This is a genomic window from Nocardioides eburneiflavus (genome assembly GCF_004785795.1).
GTDB lineage: Bacteria > Actinomycetota > Actinomycetes > Propionibacteriales > Nocardioidaceae > Nocardioides > Nocardioides eburneiflavus.
This window is the reverse complement of sequence record NZ_SRRO01000001.1, coordinates 3,080,270-3,098,773: the sequence shown is the minus strand read 5'-3', so window position 1 is coordinate 3,098,773 and position 18,504 is coordinate 3,080,270. Positions and strand designations below refer to the sequence as shown.

Sequence of the window (18,504 nt, the reverse complement as noted above, 5' to 3'; positions counted from 1 at the left end):
GGACGAGCCATGAGAATTGTCGTCGGAGTGGATGGGACTGAGACTGCGGAGACCGCCGCGTTGGTGGCCGGGCGCTTGGCTCAGGCTCTTCAAGCTGACCTTCATCTACTGATGGCCTTCAAGCGAGACGCCGTCGAGCAGTTCGAAGGTGGCACTCAGGAGGTTGTGCTCAGCACGGCCGAGCAAGCGACTGCCGTCGTGGAACGTTCAGCTCGACGCATTCGTAAGGTCTTTCCCGACGTGCAGGTGGTGCCGGCCTCGGTGCGCGGTCGCGCGGTGGAGTCGCTTGTGCGTTATGCGGAGAGCATCGATGCTGGACTCATTGTCGTTGGGAACAAGCGAGCTCAGGGCATCGGCCGGATCCTTGGCAGCGTTGCCCATGACGTGACCGCTACGGCGCCTTGCGACGTGTACGTGGCGCACACTCAGGCGTAAGGCGCGCCGCCGCTCATCGCCGGGACCGCGGGCACGGCAGTGCCGGTCAACATTCGCACTGCCATTTCGGCGTACGAGTCCGCGATGATCTCTGGCGCATAGCTCGGCCCGAGGCCCGGGTGGTACCACCGGGCCGTATCGACGGCCAAGGACATCAGTCCGGTCACGGCCATTCGTCGGTCGGGCGGCTCGAAGTCGCCTCCGGTGATGCCGTCATCAACCAGGTGCTTGAAAGCGTCGTTGAGCTGACGACGGAGAGCGACAATTTCTTCAGAATGTTCGCGGCTCAACGCCGCGAGCTCGTAATTCACGACGCGAGACATGGTGTGGAAGCGCACATGGTGCAACACCAGGTCGTGAACGGCTCGACGCGTGCGTTCGAGGACGGAGCCTCCGCCTGCAACTGCAGCTTCTACGACGCGAACCGCCTCTTGGTGACCGTCGCGAGAGATCAGGTACAGGAGTTCTTCTTTGGAGTCCGCGTACAGGTAGATGGCTGCGGGTGACACACCCGCTGCACGCGCGACGTCCTTGATCGATGAACCGTGAAAGCCGTGCTCAGCGAAAGTCTTGATTGCTGCGGCCAGCAGGTTGGCAAGTGCGACCTCACGCCTTTTTGTCACTTCTTCGCCTCTCCCCATGGCCGCCAGGCGACCCCAAGTCGTGTGGTTCCCGCACAGCCAAGCAGTCATACTCGTCCTTGTGACGATCACCCGTACAGCATGTACCCGGTCGGGGGATCCTCGTGCGCATCGAACCTCCCCCGACTGGGCGGGAAAGACGAGTGAGACGATGCGTCGCTACGAGGCACCAGCACTATGACGCCATGCCTGATGTAGAAGTGGTCGCCACCTTGCTCGGCGAGCTTAAGGCGGCCGCGAAGGACTCCCCGGACCGGACCTTTGCGCAGGTGGACGACACCGAGTTCAGTTACCGCGAATCCTTCGATCTGGTAACCGGGGCGGCTCGCGGGTTGTCTTCGCTCGGGATTGCACCGGGTGACCGCGTCCTACTTTTGCTGCCCAACATCCCGGAGGCGTTGTGGAGTTGGTTGGCGGTGGGCGCAGCGGGCGCCATCGACGTCCCGGTCTCGGAGGACGCGATGGGCGCCTCTCTTGCCCGGACCGTGGCCGTCGCACTTCCTCGGGCGGTGATCACGACCAGCGCGCTCCTGGGGCGCCTAAATGACGCCGGCGCGCTCGGGGAGGTCGCGACGTCCATTAAGCACGTAATCCTCGTCGACCCAGATGCGACGGTCGACGCGACCACCCCCTACGCAAAATTTGGAGACTTGATCCACGTCGACGACGCTGCTGCGCCTCTTCCTAGCGTACGGGGCTCTGACATGGCCACGGTCATGTTCTCGTCGGGAAGCACCGGCGCACCTAAAGGCGTGATGATTGCCCACGAGTACTACGCCACCATGGCGGGAGACTATGACCCGTTCTACAAGCTGAGTGGGTCCAAAACGGTCTACTGCCCGCAGCCTCTGTGCCACATAGACGCACGCATCCACGTCATCAACGTCCTTGCTCGACGGGGCACCATCGTCATTCCGCGCCGGTTTAGCGCCACCCGTTTCTGGACCGACGTGGAGGCGGCGAACGCAGAAATGTTCTCATTCATCGGTGCGATGTTGCCCATCCTGATGAAGCAGCCGGCGGGACCCAGGCCGGCCACCCGACGCGTCGGCATCGGTTCGTCGATCCCCACCGCGATGCACGCTGACTTCGAGTTCCGTTTCAACACCGAACTCATAGAGGGTTACGGGATGACCGAGTTCCCGGCCATCCTGAATCAGAGCCTCGGCGAAGGAGGACCCGGCAACGTCGGTCGACCCCTTGCCGGAGCGGAAGTGCGCATCATCGACTCGTCGGGAATGCCGCTGCCTCAAGGATCGGTTGGCGAGCTCGTCGTTCGACCGACGCGCCGCGGTGCGCACATGCAGGGCTACTGGCGCAATCCAGAGGCGACCGTCCAGGCCTGGCAGGGTCTGTGGTTCCACACGGGCGACCTGCTCCAAGAACTCGAGGACGGCAGCTTCCGTTACATAGGGCGCCTCAAGGACTCGATCCGACGACGTGGTGAAAACATCTCGGCCTGGGAGGTCGAGCGCACCGCGCTGGCACATCCCGGCGTCTTGGATGCCGCAGCCATCGGGGTTCCTTCGCCCCTGGGCGAGGAAGACGTCGCCCTAGTTGTCATCCCGCGGCCGGACACCAACCTCGACCCCGCGGAGCTGCGGACTCAGATGTCCAAGGATCTCCCCCGCTTCGCGCTTCCGCGATTCATCGACGTCGTAGCCGATCTCCCCAAGACACCGTCACACAGAGTGGCGAAGGCCGAACTCCGCGCGAGGGGGCTTTCCGTTTCGGTCTATGACGCTGAAGGGCGCCCGGCCTGACTCGACACTGGAACGCCGCTGCTGCCCGGGCGGGATTCGTGCTCTCTGGGAGCCCGCCCTGTTCGCGTCGAAGGTTTCGATCGAAACCGCGGCGCCGCACAACTGGGCAGGACACCGATAGTCGAGCTCAGCCTGCCCGACCGCAATCGTTCCTCGATCGTCCCTTCGGGGCCAGGCGCTCCGGACGCCTGGCGGCCCCAGGAAGCGTGCGAGGATCAACACTGTTTCGCGAACGAGCCGAGGCTTACGCCGAAGTGCTTGGACCTGCACAGTCCCGATGTGACCGCCCATAGCTCGTGTTTCCTGGTTACGCCTCGGCCTGCAGGTTGATCCCGCCATCTACCGGGATAACGGCGCCGGTGATGTAAGACGATGCCCAACTGCTCAAGAACACGACGGTGCCCGCGATGTCGTCGGGCTTACCGATACGGCGCAACGGGGCCGTGCTCTCCAGTCGCTCCTGATGAGACTCAAGCGTGGCCGCCATCATTCTTGACTCGAAGGGTCCGGGTGCGATCGCGTTGACGATCACGTGGCGAGGACCGAGCTCGACTGCGAGGACGCGTGTGAGGTGGTGGACTCCTGCCTTGCTGGCCGAGTAGGCATATGTGGGGAGGCCGGGGACTCGGAGTCCGTCGATGGAACCGACGTTGATGACGCGAGCGGGGTCAATGGCATCACCTGCCGCCTCGAGGAGCGGAAGCAACGCCTGGACGAGGAGGAAGGGAGCCCGAAGGTTGAGGTCGACTACCTTGTCCCACCCTGAGACCGGGTACTCCTCCAACGGCGCGCCCCAGGCCGCGCCTGCGTTGTTGATGAGGATGTCGAGAGACTCCTCGCGTTGTGCAATCGCGTCAGTGAACTTGCGGCAACCTTCCTCCGTAGCGAGGTCGGCAGCGAGCGGGATCACGTCTGCCGATCCCTCAATCTGCGCGAGGTCGGCAGCTGCTGTACGGCACGCGTCTTCGACGCGGGAGACGACGTAGACACGCGCTCCGGCCTGCACGAGGCCCCGGGCCGCCATGAGTCCGATGCCGCGGCTTCCTCCGGTTACCACTGCGGTCTTTCCGGTCAGATCGAAGGTGATCGGCATGCTGGTTCCCATCTAGTGAGGACGCATTGAGTCAGTTTCCTGCGTCATCGCGGTCTCGCGACAACGCTGTCATTCCCCCATGCCGTTCAGTTGCTCGTCGCGCTTGCTTACGGACCACACCCGCTCGGGGGATGATCTTTCATATGCGCATGTGATCGGCCTCCCCCACCCGGGTGGCGATGCAAGGCAATGGACCGCCGTGCACGCCGCACGCATTAGCGTCGAGGCGCCACCTTCGGAAGGACTGCCCATGAGTCGCGACGCGCGCTACGACATTCTCTTCGAGCCGCTGCAGATCGGGCCGAAGACGCTGCCTAACAGGTTTTGGCAGGTACCGCAGTGCACCGGCTCGACCGCTGAGACGCCGCTGCAGAATGCGTTGCACCGCTCAGTCAAGGCGGAAGGCGGATGGGGAGCGGTCTTCACGGAGTTGATTTCCATCCACCCTGAAGCGGACGCCTTACCCCTCCGCCAGCCCACGTTGTGGGACGACGACGACGTACGTCAGTTGTCGCTGCTCGCTGCAGCAATCCACGAGCACGACGCTCTGGCCGGGATCGAACTTGGGTACAGCGGGTTCACGCGTGGGTTCGGCGAGCGGCTCGTGGCACGCAACCCCAGCCAGCTCGGCAACGAGGTGTTCGAGGGACTCATCGGGTACGGCGTGGAGGCGACCGAAGAGGAAATCCGTGATCTCGCTGCCGATTGGGCCACCGCCGCTAGGCGAGCACGCGATGCCGGCTACGACATCATCTGCATCCACGGATCGCAGGACCTCGGTCCGGCCCGTTTCCTTTCCCCGTTCCATAACAAGCGTGAGGACCAGTACGGCGGTTCGCTCGAGAACCGGACTCGTCACTGGATCGAGGTTGTCCAGGCCGTGCGTGACGCCGTCGGAGACGACTGCGCCATCGTTCCTCGTGTCTCCCTCGACGACCTGCGTGGCGACGGCGGGGTACCCCTTGGCGACGCCTTGCAGGTGCTGCGTTGGCTAGATCCCTTGGTCGACGCGTTCGACCTCAATATCTCCAGTTGGGACTGGGGCGAGGACATCGCTGCATCCCGTTTCTACCCCGAGAACCATGAAGCTCTGTGGCATCTCGAAGCGCGCAATGCCGTAACGAAGCCAATCATCGGCGTGGGGCGTCTGACATCCCCAGACACGATGGTCGCCGCGATCAAGAACGGGCAACTCGACGTCATCGGCGCCGCCCGCCCCTCAATCGCGGATCCGTTCCTTCCGAGGAAGATCGACGAAGGGCGCGTCGACGAGATCCGCGAGTGCATCGGCTGCAACGCCTGCATCGCTCGGTGGGAGGCTCACTCCCGTGTCGTTTGCACCCAGAACGCCACCATGATGGAGGAGTTCCGTCGGGGCTGGCACCCGGAAATCTTCACCAAAGCCAAGAACCATGAAAACGACGTCATCGTCATCGGCTCCGGGCCCGCGGGCCTCGAGTGCGCCATGGTCCTGGCCAAGCGAGAAATGCGCAACGTCCACCTGATCGACGGTGCTTCGACAATGGGAGGCGTCCTGCGCTGGCTTCCCGAGTTGCCACGCCTGGGCGACTGGCGCCGCCTCCTGGACTACCGCCAGATCCAACTCGACAAGTTGTCCAACATCGAGGTGATCACGCGCACCCCGATGACTCCCGAGGACGCTTTGGACTACGGAGCCGGTTACGTGGTGGTGGCGACGGGGGCCCATTTCGCCGCCGATGGAACGAACCACGTCACCCACGCACCCATCCCGGGCGTCGACGCATCCCTTCCGCACATCCTTACTCCCGAACAGATCATGCTCGAAGGCAAGGAAGTGCCTGGTCGGACCGTTGCTGTCCTTGACTTCGACGGGTACGCAGCTGGGCTGGGACTCACCGAACTGCTGAGCCAGAAGGGCCACGCGGTCACGTACATCACCCCCTTCGTCAGGCCCGCCGCCTACACCCTGTACACCGGTGAACTGCCCAACGTTGCGCGCCTCATGCGTGAACTGGACGTCGAACTCCTCGTCGAGACCTACGTTTCCGTGATGCACAATGGGCAACTGACGCTGCATGGGCTGTTCGAGGACGGGTTCCGTCGCTTCCCCGACGCCTCGGACTCGGTCCGGGAGCCGGGCGGTGCAGGCATCGTCCGCGAGTTCGATGCGGTCGTCCTTGCCACGGGCCGTCGATCGGACACCGAGTTGTACCGCGGATTGATGGCCCGGAAGGGCGACTGGGCGGACGCGGGGGTGCAGGGTGTGTTCCGGGCCGGCGACTGCGTCTCTCCACGCCAGCTGTCCGAAGCGATTTTCGACGGGCACCGGCTCGGACGCGAGTTCGACAGTTCTGATCCTGCCACTCCGCTGCGCACCCGCCGTGAGCTCAGCCACTGGGGGGCGATGCACGACGCAGACGGTGACCCCCGCAAGCTGCTCACGCTCATTCAGCAGGACCGCCGCTGACCGGCGCCGATCCCCCATGCGGGCACTGAACTTCCGCGACCGTGGTCGGAGGCTCGCCCCGGCGGCAGCATGACCTAGTTCTTGCGTGGCGGTAGACGCTGTCGCGCACACCCGACGCCCCACCGAGCGAGCGAGTAGACCGATGCATCTGACCCTGTCCAAAGAGGACATCAAGTTCCGCGACGAGATGCGTCGGATCTTCACCACTCACTTTCCCGATCACATCCGTGAGGCCGTCGTTAATGGACGCGAGCTCACCCGCGAGCAGACCGTCGAAGGCCAGCAAATCCTCAACTCGGCCGGCATCGCCGTACCGCACTGGCCCATTGAGTGGGGCGGTCGCGGCTGGAGCGATCTTCGGCGCCACATCTGGCTGGAGGAGATGTACCGGGCTCACGTGCCGCCTCCGCTCGTGTTCAACACCGGCATGATCGGCCCGGTACTGGCTGAGTTCGGGACCGAGGAGCAGAAACAACGGTTCCTGCCAGCCACCGCCAACCTAGACATCTGGTGGTCCCAAGGTTTCTCCGAGCCCGAAGCAGGGTCCGACCTGGCAAGCCTCAAGACGACCGCCGTGTCCGATGGCGACGACTTCGTGGTTAATGGACAGAAGACGTGGACGACACTGGGGCAGCACGGCGACTGGCTGTTCACGCTGGTTCGCACAGACCCCAGCGCGAAGAAGCAGCGAGGCATCTCGATGCTGCTCATCGACATGACGCTTCCCGGTGTGACTGTCCGCCCCATCGAGCTCATTGATGGCAGGCACGAGGTCAACGAGGTCTGGCTCGAAGACGTGCGCGTCCCGCAGAGCCTGCTCGTCGGTGAACTCAACGATGGATGGACCATCGCAAAGTTCTTGCTGGGCAACGAGCGAGTGGGCATTGCACCCATGGGAGGCATGAAGGCTGAGCTATGTCGCATCAAGCAGACCGCGAAGGCTCAAGGGTCCCAGCCTGCTGTGGAGCTGCGCATCGCCGACCTGGAGAACGAGCTCCTCGCGCTTGAGCTGACGGCTCTGCGGATCACCGCCCACTCCGGCGGCGGCGAGCCGCACCCTGCATCTTCAGTCATGAAGCTGAAGGGGACCGAATTGCAGCAGGCGATCAGCGAACTCGAGATGGACCTCGCCGGGCCCGGAGCCCTCACATGGGGAGCAGGCGAGGGGACCGCCGCCGCGGAATGGGAACGGCACGCGACACCGCACTACCTCAATCTCCGCAAGGTATCCATCTACGGCGGATCAAACGAGATCCAGCGCCAGATCATCGCTCGGGCGATCCTCGGACTCTAGGAGCGATACATGGACTTCACACTGGACGACGAGCAGAAGGCCCTGCGGAACATGGTCCGCACGCTCTTGCATGGTTCCTATGGGGACTTGGAACACCGTCGAGCCGTAACCGCGAAGACGCCGGGCTACGACAAGCGCCTATACGGCGAGCTCGCGGAACTGGGTTTGCTGGGTCTCGCTGTCTCCTCCGTCTTCGGCGGCTCCGACGCTGGTCCGGTCGAGGTGGGTGTGGTCGCCAAGGAGGTCGGTCGAGCCTTAGCCCCCGAACCGTTCCTGACGAGTGCGGTGCTGGCGACCGAAGTGGTCCGCACTATTGGCTCCGTCGAGCACCAGCAAGAACTGCTGCCCGCCATGTGCGGCGGCGAAATGATGGTGTCGTGGGCCCACCACGAGCCCGGGCAGAGATGGCGTGACGTGGCGACCTCGGTACGCGCAACGGTGGACGGCGATCTGTGGGTGCTGAACGGCACCAAAGAGCCCGTCCCACTAGGCGCGGACGTCGATTTACTCCTCGTCAGCGCCGCTTTGACGGACGGGCGAACCGGTGTCTTCGTGGTTCGATCGACCGCTGATGGACTGCACCGCCACGGCTACGAGACTCCGGGCGCTGGACGGCTCGCACGAATCGACTTCCGCGACGCCGTGGCAACGCCTCTCGGAGAGGATGTTCGAGTTGACGAGGACGCCATTGCCCGCGTGTCGGCGCTGACTGCAGTGATGGCTGGCCAAGAGGCGGTCGGTGCGATGGAGAAGGTTCTGAAGATGACGACTACGTACCTCACACAGCGTCAGCAGTTCGGGACGACCCTGAACAGTTTCCAGGCACTCACCTTCCGCGCGGCAGACATGTACGTCGAGGTCGAACTTGCGGAGAGCCTGGTGCAGTGGGCGACGATGGTGGCAGCCGACGACCCTGACCAGCTCGTGGACGCTGCAGCGCGTGTATCGGCCCGCGTTGGTCGGGCCGCTCGCCACGTGGCCCAGGAGGCGATTCAATTGCACGGTGGGATTGGCATGACCGCTGAGCACCCCGTGGGGGCCTACGCCCAACGGCTCACCGCGCTTGCACAGCTGGTTGGCACCCCGGACCACCACCTGTCAAAGCTCGCGACGCATATACATTCCTACGGCGCACTGGACCCGCTCGGCTGACCACACGGCCCGGAAGGGCAGTACAGGTCAAGTTCAGCGTCCCCTCAGGAGGCGTTCCCGCTCGTCGTTGAGCAACTCGCGGGACCGACGTGCCTGCATGTCCCATGCTGAGTAGTAGCCACGCGCAGTGCTGCGCGGCGAACCGTCCGGCCCGATTAACACCATTGCGCAGCTGAAGCGGGACCCCTCAGCGCCCTCACACCGAACGTGTACTCGCACCGGCGACTCTCCCATCCTGACCTCTCGGCCATAGGTGATCGCTACGTGCGCCACGACGTACGCCGCGTCGGTACCCCACATCGCTTCCACGAACGTCCCAACCGCTTCCTCGTAGATGACGGCGTAGGACGACGCCGTCAGGTGTCCGAGGTAGTCAATGTCGCGAAACCATGGACGCAGCTCCAACGACCACCAGGACGCATACCCCTCAGGGACGTCGAAACTCGGTAGCGGTTCGGTCGCACTCGACATGGACACTCCTTCGTCAACATCAGCCTAGAAGGCACCCGACGCGGAGCTGGATCCCCCACTCGGGCACGGATGACACCTGGGCACGCTCACTCCCACACCTGGACCGACGAGGCTTGCTCCACAGAGCTCCAATTATCAGGGAGCACCGATGAGCAGGTTCGTGGGCCGTGTGGCCGTAATCACCGGAGGCGCACGAGGAATCGGCGCCGGCGTCGCCCGCCGTTTTGCCGAGGAGGGCGCAAGCGTCGCCGTCATCGACCTCGACGCGGCAGCAGCCGAGGCGACCGCCAAGCAATTGCCGGGCGACTCACACCACATCGGGATCGGTGCTGAGCCTGGTCGGCGGCTGACGTCAACGCCGCCGTCATTCGGGTCGTCGACGAACTGGGGGGCATTCACGTGTTGATGAACAACGCCGGAGTCACCCGGGACAGTCTGTTGTTCCGCATGACAGAGACCGACTGGGACACGGTCATGACTGTCCATCTCAAGGGTGCGTTCTTGATGAGTCAAGCCGCCCAAGCTCACTTGGTCGCACAGAAGTACGGCAAGATTGTGAACGTCTCATCAGTGTCCGCGCTCGGCAACCGCGGGCAAGCCAACTACTCGGCAGCGAAGATGGGCGTCCAAGGGTTGACCAGAACCCTCGCGCTTGAGCTCGGGGCGTTCGGGGTCAACGTCCGTGCCATCGCCCCCAGCTTCGTCGTCACGGAAATGACAGACGCCACTGCCGCACGCCTGAAGCTGGACGTAGAAGAGTTTCGCCGCGTGGGCGCCGAGAACAACCCGGTCAAGCGAGTCGGATTCCCCGAAGACATCGCCGCCGCAACCATGTTCCTCGCCAGCGATGAGGCCTCCTACATCACCGGGCAGACGCTGTACGTCGACGGCGGCGCGACCATCGGGTGACCGCCGCATAGGCCAGAAGGAAGTGGCCTACGGACGACTCCCCCAACCGGGTGTGATTGCACCTACGCGGCCTACGGATGCTCACGACAAACGTAGCGTTCGTCACATCTTGGGCCGACCCCACCAGCGGGCGGACACTCCATATGCTCGACGAGAGGCGACAAGAGATGAAGAAGACGCTAATCCCGGTCGCAATCGCGGCCGTCACCCTGCTGGCCGCATGCGGCAACGACGCTGACGGCGCCAGCTCCGGCTCCGAAGGGAACGGGGGAAGCGACCTGTCCGGGCAGCAGCTCGTGGTCGTCAACTGGGGCGGTTCCTCTGGCGAGGCCATGCAGAAGGGGTGGATCGACCCGTTCTCGGAGGAAACCGGCGCACAGATCGTCATGGACTCCCCCCCGGACCAGGCCAAGGTCAAGGCCATGGTCGACGCCGGCAACACGACGTGGGACATCGTCGACTTCGGGGCCGCAACCGGTGCCGCAGAGTGCGGCAAGCTGTTCGACGAGCGCCCTGCTGACTTCGACATCAGTGCCATCGACCCGAAGTTCGTCACCGACGACTGCGGCGTGCCCTCATTCGTCGCACCCATTCAGGTTGTCTACAACAAGGAGCTGTACGGCGACAACCCGCCCACGAGCGTCGAAGATTTCCTCGACGTGGAGAACTTCCCGGGCAAGCGCATCTTCCTGAACTGGGCAGACGGACAGGTGGAACCGCTCCTCATGACCGCGGGTGTTCCGGCTGACGAGGTGTACCCCGTGGACTGGTCGAAGGTCGAGGAGGCCACTCAGAAGCTCGGGGATGAGATGACTCCCCAGGACACCATCACCGCAGCGACGCAGTCGTTGGAGTCCGGCGACTACGGCATGTGCCTGTGCTACGCCGGCTCCATGCAGATCGCAGAAAGCAACGGCGCGGAGTTCGGCGTCGTCTGGGACAAGGTATTCGCAGCTTGGGACGTCCTCTACGCCGTCAAGGGATCCAAGTCACCGGAGGCACAGTGGGCCTTCATGCAGCACGTCGCCACGGAGGAGGGCCAGGCACCCTTCTACGAGTACTCGGCGTACTCCTCGCCGCTCAAGGAGGCGCCGGAGGTCCCCGAAGAGTTCCAGCCGTACGTCTTGTCGTCCCACGAGGACGAGATCAGCGAGACCTACACCTACGACCCGGCATGGTGGGCCGAGAACAACGACGCTGCCATCGCCGAGTGGACGCGGATCATGGCGGGCTGACCACCCCTGCAAGGCAGAGCCCCGAGACCCTCACGGATCTCGGGGCTCTGCGCATCTCGCGCCAACGACCTTTCACGGAGGTCACCGACCTGGGCCGCCGACGAAGAACGGACTCACATGACGGACGTATCAATCCTGGGGACTGGGCTCATGGGCGCAGCCATGGCTCGCGTCCTTCTCCGCAATGGCTACTCAGTCACGGTCTGGAATAGGTCACCCGCGAAGGCCTCGCACCTCAAGCGCGAGGGTGCAGTCATCGCGTCCTCGGCCACGGAGGCCATCACGGCGAGCCCCCTCGTCTTCTTTGTCATCCTCTCTTACGACAACGTCCGCGCACTGTTGACCGACGCGCTTGAGCACCGCGACATCGGCGACGTCGTGAACGTCGTCACCGGGTCTCCGACCGAGGCCGACGAGTTGGAGGCGTGGACGCGGGAGAACGGAATCACTCTGCTCGACGGTGCGCTCCTCACGTACCCGAAGGGAATCGGCAGGGACGACACGGTCGTGCTGTACTCCGGCGACGAGGGCGCGTGGAGGCGAAACGAGACCATGCTGCGCGGATTGGCCGGCGGCTCGCAGTATCTCGGGCACCAAGCACGCCTAGCCAACGCAGTCGATCACGTGTCGCTCAGCTTCGTCAGCATCGTCCAAACGGCCATGCTCTCCACGCTCGCATATGCACAAGTCCTCGGCGTCCCACGCGAGCAGGCAGTGGCTCGGATGCACCGATCACTGACGAACATGAAGGGCTATCTCGACTACGCCCTTCCGATGGTCGATTCAGGAGACTTCAGCGCCACTGAGTCGACGATCGACACGTGGGCCCTGTCGACCCGCGATTTCGCCCGAGGCTGGCGCGACGCCGGCTTGTCCGGCAAGGCAATTGCCGCCGCGGCCGAAACCGTCCGCGGCGCACAGGAGGCGGGCCTGGGTCAGTTCGACCTTGCCGCGGTGTATCAGTTCGAGCTGGGTCAGGCGGATTCGTCGTCCTGATTGCCTACCAGCGCTCGGCCCGCACAGCCTCCGCCGTCGCAGCCTTGCGCTTAGCCCTACGACCGCTCATCAGCACCATCAGGCCCGCCGTCGCGCTGAGTACGAACATCGCGAGCGCAGCGGCCACTCCGTAGCGCCAATTCTGGAAATGGTCGATTGCACGGCCAGCGACGAAGGCTCCCAGAGACATCCCAGCCAGCTGGGCGGTGGCCAGCCAGCCGAAAGCGACGGCTGACTGGGTCGCCGGGACCACCCGAACCGTGAGGGTGAAGATTGCCGCAAGGGTAGGCGTCGCGCCGGCGCTAGCGAGCGCCATCGCAGCCGCGACCCACCACATGCCGAGGTCGAGAAGCGCCAGGCCCATTCCCAATGCGGCGACAGCCGCGCGCACCGCCATCGAGGAAGGACCTATTGGGTATCGTCCCCATACAACGCTGGATACGGCTCCGGCGACAGCCATGAGAGCGAAGAAGGCGCCCAAGTGCAGGCTGTTGTCCAACCGTGCGACGAGTGCAATCTCAGCCGCACCCCACCCGGCCATGAGCCCGACGACGCCGATCATCAGGGGCCAGAGCTGGACACGCCCCAGTACCGTCAGCATTCGCCCGCGTTGTGGTTCCGGTCCGCTGTGGCTCCGGAACGCGCCGTTTCCGACTACCAGGATCACTCCCGCCAGGGCCAGCGCTGCCACCAGCACCAAAGCAACCCGCACGCCGAAGAAGTGCTGGGCGATTGCGACGAGAAGCGGGCCGAACACCCACATCGACTCCCCCATGGAGGAGTCCAGGGCGATGAGGGTGCTCACCCGACCCGGTTCGACGAGGCGCGGATACATCGATCGAACCACGGGTCCGACGGGTGGCAACAGGAGCCCGACCACTAGGGCGAGGACGCACAGGCTCACGCGTGAGGACGGTCCGATCAAGGCCAAGGCGCACAGCGCGGTCGCCCATAGGACGGCGACAGTGCTCAGAGCGACGCGGGAGTCGAAGCGAGCCACGAGGCCGGTGGTCACGGGACCGGCTGCGCAGGCGCCAATCGTGTAGATCGCTATGACTGTTCCTGCGAGTGCGATGTCGTCGTACTGGTCCAGGACGAACACCGACAACGCGATCGTCATGGTGGCGGCCGGAGACCTCCCGAGCAATTGGCTGAGCAGGAGATTCCGAACAGGTCTGTCATCCATCACCTTGGCGTACGAGTTTGCCTGGGTAGTCCGTTCACTCACCTGGCAGGACCTGTTGCTGTTCCAGACGTTGCTGGAGGCGGTTCATGCCCGCGAGCCATCGGTCGCGGTCTCCACCGCGTGCGGCGGCGTAGGAAGCGACTTCCGGATGCGGCAGGACCAGGAAGCGGTCGTCGTGCAACGGGGACCAGACCATGTCGGCGACGTCAGCGGGCGTCAGTGCTTGGTCGTGGCTGAGCATGTCCTGAAGCGCACCTGCGCGTCGCAGCATGGGAGTGTCGACTCCTTGCGGGCAAATGGCCTGCACGACTACACCCCGATGCCGATACGTGGTGGCCAGCCACTCAGCGAACGCGACGGCGCCGTGTTTGGTCACCGCGTAGGCCGGTGCGCCGAGCATCGTGAGCACGCCGGCTGCCGAGGCGGTGACAACGAACCGTCCGCTGCCTCGTTCAACCCAGTCTGGAAGCAGAAGTCGAGCCGCCCGTACGTGTGCCATCACGTTGACTTCCCACGACGCGGCCCATTCTGACTCGGCAGTCTGCAGCCCGCGCCCCGCGTCGACACCCGCGTTCGCGAACCACGCGTCGATCGTATCGAGATGGGCCACCGCGGCGGCATGCAGCAGCTCCACGCCGGCCTCCGTCGCAGCGTCACCGGGCACGGCGAGAGCTCCAGTTGATGCTGCAACCGCGGCCGCGGCAGTCGCGTCGAGGTCGTTCACCACCACCCGGACGCCCTCGATGGCCAACCTTTCGGCTAGAGCCTTTCCTATGCCACTTCCAGCCCCTGTGACCACTGCGGTCGCGACTGGCAGGTTGCTCACGAGACCACGCCCCTAACGACGACGTCGCGTTCACAGGCGGGTATCGGGGCGCAGTTGATCCACGGCCCCGCGACAAATGAACGCATGCGGTCATGCTGGTAGGTCACGTACGCCCGCGCCTCGGATCCGTCATCTACTCGACCCGATCGGGGGATGTCCTGTTCGCCATGACGCCGCATCTAAGTCCCGCGCGGCATAAGCTGGTGGCGCACGTGCCAGGCCCTGCCACATCCCGCGCCCTGGGGACCGCCTTGCGGCGCGGCCTCCGAGACGGCGAGACCTCCACGGTGGCACGGTGCAGACCGGCTATCGCTGGGTCGATTCCGGCGACAGCCTGAATATGCTTCACCGCCGACCCGTTCCCTGACTTCAGGCGCACCACGCCACCGCGGCTCTCGGATCACCCCGATGCGCGGCGCGCGACACCGTCACCTGTGGCGTCAGGCGCGGTCTCTGATTCCATCTACAACCGCGCGTGCTCTGCCCGTTCGGAGATCAGGGACGCATGCGATCTTGACGCGTTCTCCACAGTTCGTACGCGTCGTTGATTGTCGCCGTTCGCCTGCACCCATGGGGCGTGACCGAGGTCGGTCAGACGTGCTTCGTCCCTTCTGACCGCACCTGCCCTGCAAAATGAGTCGTCCCCATCCCCATGCAGTGCCGGTCCGCGGAGGGCTCTCTGCCAGCACACAGACCCCCGTGCTCGCAGCAACAATCCACCGACTCCCGAGAGTCCCGCGCCATACACCTCTACGGGCTCCCCGCACCAGTGTGTGCCGACGTCGCCGCGCGACACCCACGATTCTCATCCCCCGCCACGGCCCTCAGCGTCCCCCAGATTTTCGCGACAAACCAAGTGCCACACAGACCCGTGAATCACCTGTACCGGCGCAGGCGCGTAGCGCGTCGGGCGGAGCCCGACACGATGTTGGTGAAGCGGTGTTTCAGCTGGCGGCGTCGAGCTGCACGGTGTGCCCGAGCCGTTCGAGCTGCGCGACGAGCCGCCGGGCATGTGCCTCGTCGTTGCGCCGTGCGAGCCAGTCTGCGCCAAGGTCTTGGTAGGGCTCGTCCTTGGTGAGCATGTGCCAGGCCGACACGAGGATGGAGTGCGCGACCGCGACCTGGGCGCGTCCGGTCCCGCGTCGCTTCGCCAGCCGGGCGTGCTGGGCGGAGAGGTAGTTCGAGCCGTGCACCCGCGCCACCGATCCGGCGGCTTCGACGAGCATCGCGGTGAGCCACTTGTTGCCGTGCCGCTTGCTTGTCGGGGTGCGCTTGCCAGCGGACTCGTGGATTCCCGGGGCGACACCGGCCCAGGCCGCCAGGTGCGCGGCGCTGGGGAAGCGTGACATGTCCGCGCCTGTCTCGGCGACGATGACCTGCGCGACCTTCTCCCCCACCCCGGGAATGGTCTGCAGCAGGTCGATCTCGTGCTGCCAGGGCGTGCACTTCGCGGCGATCACCGCGTCGAGCTCGACCAACGACCGCTCGACCAGCTCCAGCCGCCCGAGGATCGCGCGGGCCATCTGCGCGTGATGGTCATCGAAGTGCCCGTCCAGTGCCTGGGCCAGGTCCGGGATCTTGCTGCGCATCCGACCCTTGGCCAGCTGCGCCAACGCCAACGGATCGCGCTCGCCGTCGATCATCGCCTGCAAGATCACTCGCGCCGACACCGTCGTCAGCGACGACGCCACCGAGGAGAGCTTGATCGAGGCGTCCTCCAGCATCATCTCCAACCGGATCGCCTCGCGGGTCCGGTCGCCCATCAGCTGCACCCGATAGCGAGTCAGCATCCTCAGCTGCCGGATCGCCGGCGGCGGCACCATCGACGGCCGCAGCAGCCCGTGCTCGAGCAGCTGCGCGATCCACTCCGCATCGCGCACGTCGGTCTTGCGACCCGGCACCGCCTTCATGTGCGCGGCGTTGAGCAGCCAGACCTCCATCACGTCCTCGAGGCAGTAGAACGGCGCCTTCCAGTACGTCGAGGTCGACTCAATCGCCGCGATCGTCACCCCTTCGTTCAGGAGCCAGTCGCGCATCACTTTCAGCGACCCGGTCGTGGTCTTGAACGTGCGCGTCTCGCTGCGCCGGCCACGACGCGCACCCGGTGTCCGCACGCACACCGACACCGACGCCTTCCCGACATCCAGCCCGGCGACCCGGTCGAACAACACTTCCATCCTCGGCCTCCTCGCTCGGTGACCGCGGCCGTCGCGGCCACGCGTCGCCCGGAGGGCTCTCTGCCAGGACACAGACCCACGTGCTCGCAGCAACAATCCACCGACTCCCGAGAACCCCGCGCCATACACCTCTACGGGCTCACCCGCACCAGTGTGTGCCGACGTCGCCGAGCGACACCCACGATTCTCATCCCCCGCCACGTTCAGCCGAAGGCTGAAGTCAAATACAGACCCGTGAATCACCTGTACCGGCGCAGGCGCGTGAGCGCGTCGGGCGAAGCCCGACACGTCGTAACGGCCGCCGCGACTCAGGCGACGGTGTCGAGTTGGACGGTGTGGCCGAGCTTCTCCAGCTGGGCGACGAGCCGCCGGGTGTGGGCCTCGTCGTTGCGCTGCGCGAGCCACTCGGGACCGAGGTCGCGGTAGGGCTCGTCGCGCTTGAGCATGAAGTACGCCGCAACCAGGATCGAGTGCGCCACCGCGATCTGCGCGCGGCTCATCCCCCGGCGCCGCGTCAGCCGCGCGTGTTGGGTGGCGAGGTAGTTCTTGCCGTGCATCCGACCGACCGACCCAGCGGCCTCGACCAGCATCGCGGTCAGCCACTTGTTGCCGCGCCGACGCCCGGCCGGTGAGCGTTTGCCCGCGGACTCATACATCGACGGCGACAGGCCTGCCCAGGACGCCAGGTGCGCCGCGGTCGGGAACTGCGACATGTCGGCGCCGGTCTCGGCCACGATCGTCTGCGCGACCCGCGGCCCGACGCCGGGGATCGTTTGCAGCAGGTCGATCTGGTGGGCCCACGGCTCACACGCCGCCTCGATGGCCTGGTCGAGCTCCGCAAGCGACTCATCGACCCGGTCGAGCCGGTCCAGGATCGACCTGGCCAACTGGGCGTGGTCGGGCGTGAAGTGACCCTCGAGCGCCTGCGCCAGGTCCGGGATCTTGCTCCGCATCCGACCCTTGGCCATCTCCGCCAGCACCCGCGCATCGGTCTCGCCGTCGATCATCGCCGCCAGGATCGCCCGCGCCGAGACCGTCTTCAGTGACGAGGCCACCGTGGACAGCTTGATCGAGGCGTCCTCCAACATCATCTCCAGGCGAACCATCTCCCGGGTCCGATCCCCCATCAGCTGCACTCGATACCGGGTCAGCATCCGCAGGTGCCTAATCGGCGGCGGCGGCACGAACGAGGGAGTCAACAATCCGTGCTCAAGCAGCTGAGCGATCCACTCCGCATCACGCACATCGGTCTTCCGGCCGGGCACCGCCTTCATGTGCGCGGCGTTGAGCAGCCACACCGTCATGGCCTCTTCGAGGCAGTAGAACGGCGGCTTCCAATACGTCGAGGTCGACTCCATCGCCGCGATCGTCACACCCGCCTCGAGCAGCCAGTCCCGCATCACCGCCAGCGACCCCGTCGTGGTCTTGAACGTGCGCGTCACGCTGTGCCGGCTGCCACGCCGCGTACCCGGCGTGCGCACGCACACCGTCACCGACGCCTTCCCGACGTCCAGACCCGCGACCCGCTCGTAGAGCACTTCCATCTCGATCAATCCCTTCTTTGCGAACCCGGCCCGCCCGGTCGGCCGGGCCGACGCCGCTCGGAAGGCCTTCTGCCGGGACACAGACCCACGTGCTCGCAGCAACAATCCAGAGGCACCCGAAGACCCCGCGCCATACACCTCACCGGGCTCACCCGCACCAGTGTGTTCCGACGTCGCCGAGCGAACGCGACCACGATTCTCATCCCCCGGTGCAGCGACGAAGTCGCAGTGCGTTACACCTCTTGCATTCTCGGTTCGCCGAATAGAAAGAACAGAGCAGAAAGCCAGCCGAAAGTGATCGCCTGCCGCGCGCGTGCGCACGTAGGTGACCGT

General features: G+C 65.2%; 16 protein-coding genes. 9 read left to right on the top strand and 7 right to left on the bottom strand.

Annotation, left to right across the window (positions count from 1 at the left end; all coding sequences use genetic code 11):
* Positions 1-9 precede the first annotated feature (9 nt).
* Complete coding sequence (locus EXE59_RS14590; RefSeq protein WP_135839559.1) at positions 10-435, top strand: universal stress protein; 426 nt, start codon at positions 10-12, stop codon at positions 433-435.
* Here the strand turns inward: EXE59_RS14590 and EXE59_RS14585 are convergent.
* Positions 426-1,076, bottom strand: coding sequence for a TetR/AcrR family transcriptional regulator (locus tag EXE59_RS14585; protein ID WP_168218526.1), 651 nt, complete (start codon positions 1,074-1,076; stop codon positions 426-428). The genes EXE59_RS14590 and EXE59_RS14585 overlap by 10 nt on opposite strands.
* 185 nt (positions 1,077-1,261) lie before the next feature.
* On the opposite strand from EXE59_RS14585, the gene EXE59_RS14580 reads away from it, so the two are divergent.
* A complete protein-coding gene (locus EXE59_RS14580) occupies positions 1,262-2,839 on the top strand; it encodes an AMP-binding protein (RefSeq protein WP_135839557.1) in 1,578 nt (525 codons plus the stop codon).
* Positions 2,840-3,146: 307 nt separating this feature from the next.
* On the opposite strand, the gene EXE59_RS14575 is transcribed toward EXE59_RS14580, so the two are convergent.
* Positions 3,147-3,932: an SDR family oxidoreductase gene (locus tag EXE59_RS14575; RefSeq protein WP_135839556.1), complete on the bottom strand. Its 786-nt coding sequence runs from the start codon at positions 3,930-3,932 to the stop codon at positions 3,147-3,149.
* A gap of 250 nt (positions 3,933-4,182) precedes the next feature.
* Here EXE59_RS14575 and EXE59_RS14570 point away from each other — a divergent pair, with 250 nt between their 5' ends.
* The 3 genes from EXE59_RS14570 (at position 4,183) to EXE59_RS14560 (ending at position 8,827) form a co-directional block, all read left to right on the top strand.
* On the top strand, positions 4,183-6,381 hold the full coding sequence (locus EXE59_RS14570) for an oxidoreductase (protein WP_168218525.1): 2,199 nt from the start codon (positions 4,183-4,185) through the stop codon (positions 6,379-6,381).
* A 142-nt stretch (positions 6,382-6,523) separates the two neighbouring features.
* Positions 6,524-7,675 (top strand): acyl-CoA dehydrogenase family protein, encoded by a 1,152-nt coding sequence (locus EXE59_RS14565; protein ID WP_135839554.1) that lies wholly within the window; start codon positions 6,524-6,526, stop codon positions 7,673-7,675.
* 9 nt (positions 7,676-7,684) lie between these two features.
* The gene (locus EXE59_RS14560) at positions 7,685-8,827 is read left to right on the top strand and encodes an acyl-CoA dehydrogenase family protein (protein ID WP_135839553.1); all 1,143 of its coding nucleotides are present in this window, start codon (positions 7,685-7,687) and stop codon (positions 8,825-8,827) included.
* Between the two features lie 33 nt (positions 8,828-8,860).
* Here EXE59_RS14560 and EXE59_RS14555 read toward each other — a convergent pair whose 3' ends face one another.
* The gene (locus tag EXE59_RS14555) at positions 8,861-9,298 is read right to left on the bottom strand and encodes an acyl-CoA thioesterase (RefSeq protein ID WP_135839552.1); all 438 of its coding nucleotides are present in this window, start codon (positions 9,296-9,298) and stop codon (positions 8,861-8,863) included.
* 148 nt (positions 9,299-9,446) lie between these two features.
* Between EXE59_RS14555 and EXE59_RS25005 the strand changes: the two genes are divergently transcribed.
* The 4 genes from EXE59_RS25005 to EXE59_RS14540 all read left to right on the top strand — a co-directional run bounded on the left by EXE59_RS25005 (position 9,447) and on the right by EXE59_RS14540 (position 12,438).
* Entirely contained in the window at positions 9,447-9,704 is a 258-nt protein-coding gene (locus EXE59_RS25005; RefSeq protein WP_168218524.1) for an SDR family NAD(P)-dependent oxidoreductase, read from the top strand.
* Positions 9,698-10,207, top strand: coding sequence for an SDR family oxidoreductase (locus tag EXE59_RS14550; protein ID WP_342777206.1), 510 nt, complete (start codon positions 9,698-9,700; stop codon positions 10,205-10,207). Before EXE59_RS25005 ends, EXE59_RS14550 begins: the two co-directional genes overlap by 7 nt.
* A 77-nt stretch (positions 10,208-10,284) precedes the next feature.
* Complete coding sequence (locus tag EXE59_RS14545) at positions 10,285-11,442, top strand: extracellular solute-binding protein (RefSeq protein ID WP_135839551.1); 1,158 nt, start codon at positions 10,285-10,287, stop codon at positions 11,440-11,442.
* A 117-nt stretch (positions 11,443-11,559) separates the two neighbouring features.
* Positions 11,560-12,438: an NAD(P)-dependent oxidoreductase gene (locus tag EXE59_RS14540; protein ID WP_135839550.1), complete on the top strand. Its 879-nt coding sequence runs from the start codon at positions 11,560-11,562 to the stop codon at positions 12,436-12,438.
* A 4-nt stretch (positions 12,439-12,442) separates the two neighbouring features.
* On the opposite strand, the gene EXE59_RS14535 is transcribed toward EXE59_RS14540, so the two are convergent.
* The 4 genes from EXE59_RS14535 to EXE59_RS14520 all read right to left on the bottom strand — a co-directional run bounded on the left by EXE59_RS14535 (position 12,443) and on the right by EXE59_RS14520 (position 18,492).
* Complete coding sequence (locus tag EXE59_RS14535; RefSeq protein WP_168218522.1) at positions 12,443-13,558, bottom strand: MFS transporter; 1,116 nt, start codon at positions 13,556-13,558, stop codon at positions 12,443-12,445.
* A gap of 100 nt (positions 13,559-13,658) precedes the next feature.
* The gene (locus EXE59_RS14530) at positions 13,659-14,423 is read right to left on the bottom strand and encodes an SDR family NAD(P)-dependent oxidoreductase (protein ID WP_342777229.1); all 765 of its coding nucleotides are present in this window, start codon (positions 14,421-14,423) and stop codon (positions 13,659-13,661) included.
* A gap of 971 nt (positions 14,424-15,394) precedes the next feature.
* Positions 15,395-16,627 (bottom strand): IS110 family RNA-guided transposase, encoded by a 1,233-nt coding sequence (locus tag EXE59_RS14525; protein ID WP_135839548.1) that lies wholly within the window; start codon positions 16,625-16,627, stop codon positions 15,395-15,397.
* A gap of 308 nt (positions 16,628-16,935) precedes the next feature.
* Positions 16,936-18,492, bottom strand: a complete 1,557-nt coding sequence (locus EXE59_RS14520) for an IS110 family RNA-guided transposase (RefSeq protein ID WP_210429003.1) — start codon at positions 18,490-18,492, stop codon at positions 16,936-16,938.
* Positions 18,493-18,504: the final 12 nt, after the last annotated feature.

Bases quoted from the DNA above. Each gene is read 5' to 3' on its own strand.
- EXE59_RS14590 (WP_135839559.1), top strand. From the start codon at position 10: ATGAGAATTGTCGTCGGAGTGGATGGGACTGAGACTGCGGAGACCGCC.
- EXE59_RS14545 (WP_135839551.1), top strand. From the start codon at position 10,285: ATGCTCACGACAAACGTAGCGTTCGTCACATCTTGGGCCGACCCCACC.
- EXE59_RS14555 (WP_135839552.1), bottom strand. From the start codon at position 9,298: ATGTCGAGTGCGACCGAACCGCTACCGAGTTTCGACGTCCCTGAGGGG.
- EXE59_RS14535 (WP_168218522.1), bottom strand. From the start codon at position 13,558: ATGACGATCGCGTTGTCGGTGTTCGTCCTGGACCAGTACGACGACATC.
- EXE59_RS14525 (WP_135839548.1), bottom strand. From the start codon at position 16,627: ATGGAAGTGTTGTTCGACCGGGTCGCCGGGCTGGATGTCGGGAAGGCG.
- EXE59_RS14570 (WP_168218525.1), top strand. From the start codon at position 4,183: ATGAGTCGCGACGCGCGCTACGACATTCTCTTCGAGCCGCTGCAGATC.
- EXE59_RS14540 (WP_135839550.1), top strand. From the start codon at position 11,560: ATGACGGACGTATCAATCCTGGGGACTGGGCTCATGGGCGCAGCCATG.
- EXE59_RS14565 (WP_135839554.1), top strand. From the start codon at position 6,524: ATGCATCTGACCCTGTCCAAAGAGGACATCAAGTTCCGCGACGAGATG.
- EXE59_RS14580 (WP_135839557.1), top strand. From the start codon at position 1,262: ATGCCTGATGTAGAAGTGGTCGCCACCTTGCTCGGCGAGCTTAAGGCG.
- EXE59_RS25005 (WP_168218524.1), top strand. From the start codon at position 9,447: ATGAGCAGGTTCGTGGGCCGTGTGGCCGTAATCACCGGAGGCGCACGA.
- EXE59_RS14585 (WP_168218526.1), bottom strand. From the start codon at position 1,076: ATGGGGAGAGGCGAAGAAGTGACAAAAAGGCGTGAGGTCGCACTTGCC.
- EXE59_RS14560 (WP_135839553.1), top strand. From the start codon at position 7,685: ATGGACTTCACACTGGACGACGAGCAGAAGGCCCTGCGGAACATGGTC.
- EXE59_RS14575 (WP_135839556.1), bottom strand. From the start codon at position 3,932: ATGCCGATCACCTTCGATCTGACCGGAAAGACCGCAGTGGTAACCGGA.